The organism is Xanthomonas axonopodis, from assembly GCF_001304695.1.
Lineage (GTDB): Bacteria > Pseudomonadota > Gammaproteobacteria > Xanthomonadales > Xanthomonadaceae > Xanthomonas > Xanthomonas axonopodis.
Window position 1 is genome coordinate 1 of record NZ_JFAQ01000163.1, and the last position, 5,156, is coordinate 5,156.

The window sequence follows — 5,156 nt, forward strand, 5'->3', positions numbered from 1 at the left end:
GCAAAGTACGCGGCGGCCTTTTTTAGAATGTCGCGCTCCTCGGTCACTCGGCGCAACTCGGCCTTCAGCCGCCGAACCTCCGCGCTCTGGTCCACCTCGGCGCGCTGCACGACGCCGGGCTTGCCGAACTTGCGCAGCCAGGCGTACAGGCTGTGCGTGGTAACACCCAGGCGCTCGGCGACTTCTGCCACTTTGAACCCGCGATCGGTCACTTGGCGGACCGCCTCGACCTTGAACTCATCTGTATACCGCTTACTGCTCATGGACACCTCCGAATTAGCCATTTTCCATGGCCTTGAGATGTCTAGGAAAGCCTGGGCGTATCAGTGCGCGATGGGCAACGTGACAGCGATTTTCGGTAATGGTTTCTGGAGAACAGCCGGATTACTTGCAGCGCTGTGTGACAGACACAGATCCACGCATCACCGATACGGCCCCGGCCCACGCCACACCGGTTCGCCCTGGCGGTAGACCTCCATCATGTTGATGACCTCGCGGGCATCGCCGATGTTCTTCAATTCCGGCGAGTCCGGCGGCAGCAGGCGGCATTTGCTGGAACCGCGTTTGAGCGCGACATCCAGCGGGCAGATCATGCGTTGTTGGGTGCCGGGCAGGATGATGGCGATTTCCTGCATGCCCTGTTCTTTCCAGGCACGCAGCTGGGTTTCGCTGCGCACCTCGTAATAGACCTGGAAGCCGCCAATATCCAGGCTGGGCTGGGCGTTGTTGCGGTCGTTGCGGCGGCCCTGGCTGATGGTGGGCGTGTTGGCCATGCCGTCTTCGGCGCCGTCGGCGGGTTCTTCGAGCATGCCCGGCGGGCGACCGGTCCAGGTGTCGGGGCGGCGCTGTGGTGGCGACGACGGCTCGGCCGGTGGCTGCGGCGGGGCGGGGCGCTGCACCGGTTGTGCACGGCGCTGCTCGGCCAAGCTGCCGCGGCGGGTGTTGCCCTGCGGAGGCACCGGGTTCTTGGCGTTCTGGACCAGCGTGGATTGCAGCGGCGAGGCGGCCGGTGGCGGCTGCACCGGTGCGGGGGTCTGCGATGGCGGTGTGGGCGTCGGCGAGGGCGTGGGTTGCTGCGGCTGATCGGTGTCGCCGACGAAATCCACCTTGATACGTCCACCGCTGGCCGAGCCTTGCGGCGGGGTCATGGTGGGGGTGGAGGCCGACAACAGGATCAGCAACATCAGCACGTGCAGCAGCGCGCTGATCAGCGCGGCAATCCACGGTTCGATGCGTTCGATCAGCGGCTCGGTGCGGGGCAGCCAGTCGCTGGCATCCAGATGGACGTGCAGCACCTGCAGGGCGCCGTCGCGCACGCGGTAGACCAGCACATACGGGGTTTGCTTGACCACCCATTCGCGGGTGCCGGGCACGCGGCCCGCGCGGCCACTGCCAGGTTGCTCGGCCAGGGTGCGGGTGACTTCCAGCACCTGCCGCGCCATCGCGGCGGCGGCGGTCGGGTTAAGCGCGTGGTAGTGATCCTGGGCGTGTGCAAGCTGCGTGGCGGCCGGGACGGTCCAGTCACGCCGTAACATCAACGCCCCATCTGGCGAACAGTGCGCTCACCTGTGCCGGAGCCGTCAACGCGCCCTGATCTGCAGCGGCAATGCCCTCCTGCACTGCGGCCTGGAAGCTGGCATCGGCCACGACGCGGACCACCTCGCCCCATCCAGCCGTCTCGGGCAGCGTGTCGATCAGCATATGGGCGTCTTGCTTGATGGCGGACATGGCACGGCGGTGGGGGAGCACTGCGCAAGTCTACCCGCGCCGCCTCTGTTCGCGTGTGGCAGGCGCAGGCGCCCGCGTGCGGCGTTCACCGGCCAGGCGGCAAGCGCCTGCGCGGCAGCGGCCTGGGTGACGCACAGCCGTACCGCAGGCTCGGTGCCAGGCGAGCGGCGGGGCTGCCGCCTGCAGAAAGTGACACTTGGCACCTTGTTCATGCCCACGGCGGGTTTCATTCTGCGCGGGTCGCTTCACTCATCCGCAAAGGACTCGCCATGCCCGCCGCTGCCATCGCACCCCTGACGCCGTATCTCTCGATGGCCGCCATCGGCTACCTCTACTACCGCCGCATCCGGCGCAGCTTCGGCCGGCAGCAATGGAAGCCGGTGGCCACGGCGGTACGCAGCACCGTGCTGCTGATCGCGGTGGCAGCACTTGCGTTCGCGGTGTACGGGTGCCGCAGGTGCGACTCGGCATTGCCGCAGGCGCGCTGGTGGGCATCGGCCTGGGTGCGCTGTCGCTGCGCTACACGCATGCCGAATGGCTGGATGGTCACGGCTGGTACACGCCCAATCCCTGGATCGGCGGCGGATTGACGCTGGTGCTGCTGGGGCGCCTGGTCTGGCGTTGGGCCCAGGGCGCGTTCACCGCCGGTGCGGCGGCGGCCGGTTCGCAAGCCAGCCCACTGACGCTGGCAACTGGTGCTGTATTCGCTGGTGCACGTAAGCGGGCTGTGGTGGCGGCTGCGGCAGCTGCGCCTTCGCGCAGTCTTGGCAAGGCCGGCGCTCTAGGCGCGGCCACCGGCGCGCGCGCTCACACCCTGCGAGCGGAACGGCAATACCAGTTTCTCGCCAAGCTTCTGCCGCAACGGCCGCGCGTGCCAGCGCTCCGGCGAATACGGCTCGGCACGTTGCAGGTCGCGTCGAATACCTCGGTCATGCGTGCGGCCAGCGTGCGGTCATAGACATTCAGGCTGGCCTCATCGTTGAGGCGGAACGAGCGGATGTCGAAGTTGGTCGATCCTACCGAGACCAGCAGGCCGTCGATGATCAGCAGTTTGGTATGCAGCATGGTGGGCTGGTATTCGTGGATCTCGATGCCGGCCTGCAGCAACGGCTCCCAGCTGGCCTTGGACGCCAACCGCACCGAGACGGCATCGATATGCTTGCCCGGCAGCAGCACGCGAATCTTGACCCCGCGGCTGCGCGCTTCCAGCAGCGACCGGGTGATCAAGGCGTCGGGCACGAAATACGCCGCAGCCAGGTCGATGGTGCTGCATGCGGCGGCGATGGCGATCAGATACATCAGGTGCATGCTTTCGCTGCCGCCCGAGGGCGAGGCCACGAAGAGTTGCGCGTCGCTCTCGCCTGCCGGTGTCAGTTCGGGGTAGTAGTCGGCGCCGTTGAGCACGCGGCCGGTGGTCTTGATCCAGTTGTCGTTGAAGGCGGTCTGTACCTGTGCCACCACCGGACCCTCGATGCGGTAGTGGGTGTCGCGCCAATGCTCCGGGTCCTGCGCATCGCCCATCCATTGGTCGGCTACGCCCACCCCGCCGGTGAAGCCGATGCGGCCATCGATCACCAGCAACTTGCGGTGGGTGCGGTTGTTGAGGCGGTGCAGGTTGTACCAGGCCAAGGGGCGGTAGCGATGCACCTCCACGCCGGCCTCGGTCATGGTCTCCACCAACGCATGGTCCATCTTCAGGCTGCCGCCCCAGTCGATGGTGACCCGCACCGCCACCCCGGCACGCGCGCGCGCGGACAAGGCCTCGCTGAACTCGCGGCCGATCTCGCCCGACCAATAGATATAGGTTTCGAAGGTGATGGTGTGCTGCGCGCTGCGAATGGCCTCCAGCATCGCCGGAAAGATCTCGCGGCCGTTATTGAGCACATCGATCCTGTTGCCCGGCAGGATGGCCGGCCCCAGCAACGCCGACATCTCGCGTTTGAATTGCGGATCGGCGACGTCGTACTGGTGCTTAGGGATGTGCTCGAGCTTTTTTTCCGGCGTGGCGAAGTTGAGCAGCAGCAGCCCCACCAGCAAGGTGACCGCCACGGCGGCCACGATGAACCATGTCATGCATCCCACTCCGATGTCCCGCCACTGCGGCGCAAGCGGCCGGCATTTTGGCAAGGCCGGTGGCATGGGGTTTGTGAAGGGGCGAAGCGATAGGGCGGCGGTTCTTGCCCGACGGCGGGCATCTCCCCAGGCGAACAGTCTTCGGACATCGTCCCTACCCTCAACACCGTTCTGTGCCGGAGCGGGCAAGGATGTCAGGCCACCATGCTGGCAACTCCCCGAGTTTGATTCTGCTGTTGCATTTGCTCCATAGCCGCTACTTGCTGCGCTTGTTCGCTGCTCTGCTGCAGCGTTTGGTTCACGGCTTGCCCTGTATTCATCGGACAGGTGCAGCGATTCAGTGCGGCCTCATCGCGACATGCGCTGATCTGCACTGCACGTGCCAGGGAACTGTCGCTATTCAGCTCGACGCGGTCTACCGACGTTAGTCCGCTGCGGATCCCTTCCACTGAGAGTACGCCGACAAGGCGCTCACTGTGCAGGCCTGAGCAAATGCCACGTTGCGATTCAGCTGCATGTACCTTCTCCAGCATCTGGTGAAAGAAGGAATGATGACTGTGACTCGGGCTCGAAAGCAGTGGAGGAGCGTCTGCCGGCCTGGTGAGCGCCTCATCGCTGCGCGGTGAGGGCGTCTCTCAACAGTCCCGGTACGCGTATGTCCTCGCTGTGTAGGGGGTGCCTGCGCAGGGTCATTGGCTTGGACATGTTCTGCTGTTTGCCTTACCAAGTTGTCCAGCGTCCCACGGTCTGCAACGCCAGTGACCGGTAATCCATTGGCTTCCTGGAAGGCGCTGACCGCTTGACGCGTGCCACTACCCAAATAGCCATCCACACGCAGGGGCTTACTGTCCGCGCCGGTAAAGCCAAGCTCGATCAGATCGGATTGCAGGCCGCGTGCCTGCCGATCAATGGCTGCCAGCGCTGCCGGACCTGCCTTTACATCAACAGGCGTCAGTCCATTGGCGCGTTGGAATGCCTCGACCGCCTGCTTGGTCGACGCATCAAACGTTTGGTTTGCCTGCAACCCATGACCGTCTGAGCCGCTATACCCCAGCGCACGAAGATTGGATTCGAGCTTGCGTACTTCACGGCCGCTGGAACCCTCTTTGAGGATATGGCTCTGCGTGGCCTATCGGCTCGGTGATGCGTGAACCAATTCCAGGGCTTTCTGGACATCGGGATCAGTACGCTCAGAGGAAGGGTCGAAGCTCCTGCCACGGACCTTTAAGCTGTCTCTTATACACATTCCGAGCCCACGAGACCGTACTAGATCTCGGATGCCGTCTTCTGCTTGAAAAAAAAAAGAAGAGCGGGTGTGCATGTGGACCAACAACTGCACCGAGCGTGTGCGTCGG

The 5,156-nt window shown here is 64.7% G+C and carries 4 protein-coding genes and 3 pseudogenes; 1 reads left to right on the forward strand and 6 read right to left on the reverse strand.

Features of this window, described 5'->3' with window-relative positions; translation table 11 throughout:
• From XAXN_RS14780 to XAXN_RS14790, 3 genes and pseudogenes are all read right to left on the reverse strand, one after another.
• Nucleotides 1-263, reverse strand: a pseudogene (locus XAXN_RS14780) (transposase); the annotation flags it as partial.
• A gap of 159 nt (nucleotides 264-422) precedes the next feature.
• Complete coding sequence (locus XAXN_RS14785) at nucleotides 423-1,535, reverse strand: type II toxin-antitoxin system RelE/ParE family toxin (RefSeq protein WP_054320110.1); 1,113 nt, start codon at nucleotides 1,533-1,535, stop codon at nucleotides 423-425.
• On the reverse strand, nucleotides 1,522-1,728 hold the full coding sequence (locus tag XAXN_RS14790; protein ID WP_054320111.1) for a hypothetical protein: 207 nt from the start codon (nucleotides 1,726-1,728) through the stop codon (nucleotides 1,522-1,524). Before XAXN_RS14790 ends, XAXN_RS14785 begins: the two co-directional genes overlap by 14 nt.
• Before the next feature lie 269 nt (nucleotides 1,729-1,997).
• Here XAXN_RS14790 and XAXN_RS14795 point away from each other — a divergent pair.
• Nucleotides 1,998-2,513 (forward strand): annotated as a pseudogene (locus tag XAXN_RS14795) (CcdC protein domain-containing protein).
• On the opposite strand, the pseudogene XAXN_RS14800 reads toward XAXN_RS14795, so the two are convergent.
• From XAXN_RS14800 to XAXN_RS23240, 3 genes and pseudogenes are all read right to left on the reverse strand, one after another.
• Nucleotides 2,510-3,801, reverse strand: a pseudogene (locus tag XAXN_RS14800) (phospholipase D-like domain-containing protein). The pseudogenes XAXN_RS14795 and XAXN_RS14800 overlap by 4 nt on opposite strands.
• Nucleotides 3,802-3,995: 194 nt before the next feature.
• A complete protein-coding gene (locus XAXN_RS23520; RefSeq protein ID WP_254230244.1) occupies nucleotides 3,996-4,334 on the reverse strand; it encodes an XVIPCD domain-containing protein in 339 nt (112 codons plus the stop codon).
• A complete protein-coding gene (locus tag XAXN_RS23240; RefSeq protein ID WP_338133113.1) occupies nucleotides 4,226-4,915 on the reverse strand; it encodes a peptidoglycan-binding domain-containing protein in 690 nt (229 codons plus the stop codon). Before XAXN_RS23240 ends, XAXN_RS23520 begins: the two co-directional genes overlap by 109 nt.
• Nucleotides 4,916-5,156 lie beyond the last annotated feature (241 nt).

Excerpts from the sequence above, each read along its gene's own strand:
- XAXN_RS14785 (WP_054320110.1), bottom strand. The coding sequence starts at position 1,535 with ATGTTACGGCGTGACTGGACCGTCCCGGCCGCCACGCAGCTTGCACAC.
- XAXN_RS14790 (WP_054320111.1), bottom strand. The coding sequence starts at position 1,728 with ATGTCCGCCATCAAGCAAGACGCCCATATGCTGATCGACACGCTGCCC.
- XAXN_RS23520 (WP_254230244.1), bottom strand. The coding sequence starts at position 4,334 with ATGCTGGAGAAGGTACATGCAGCTGAATCGCAACGTGGCATTTGCTCA.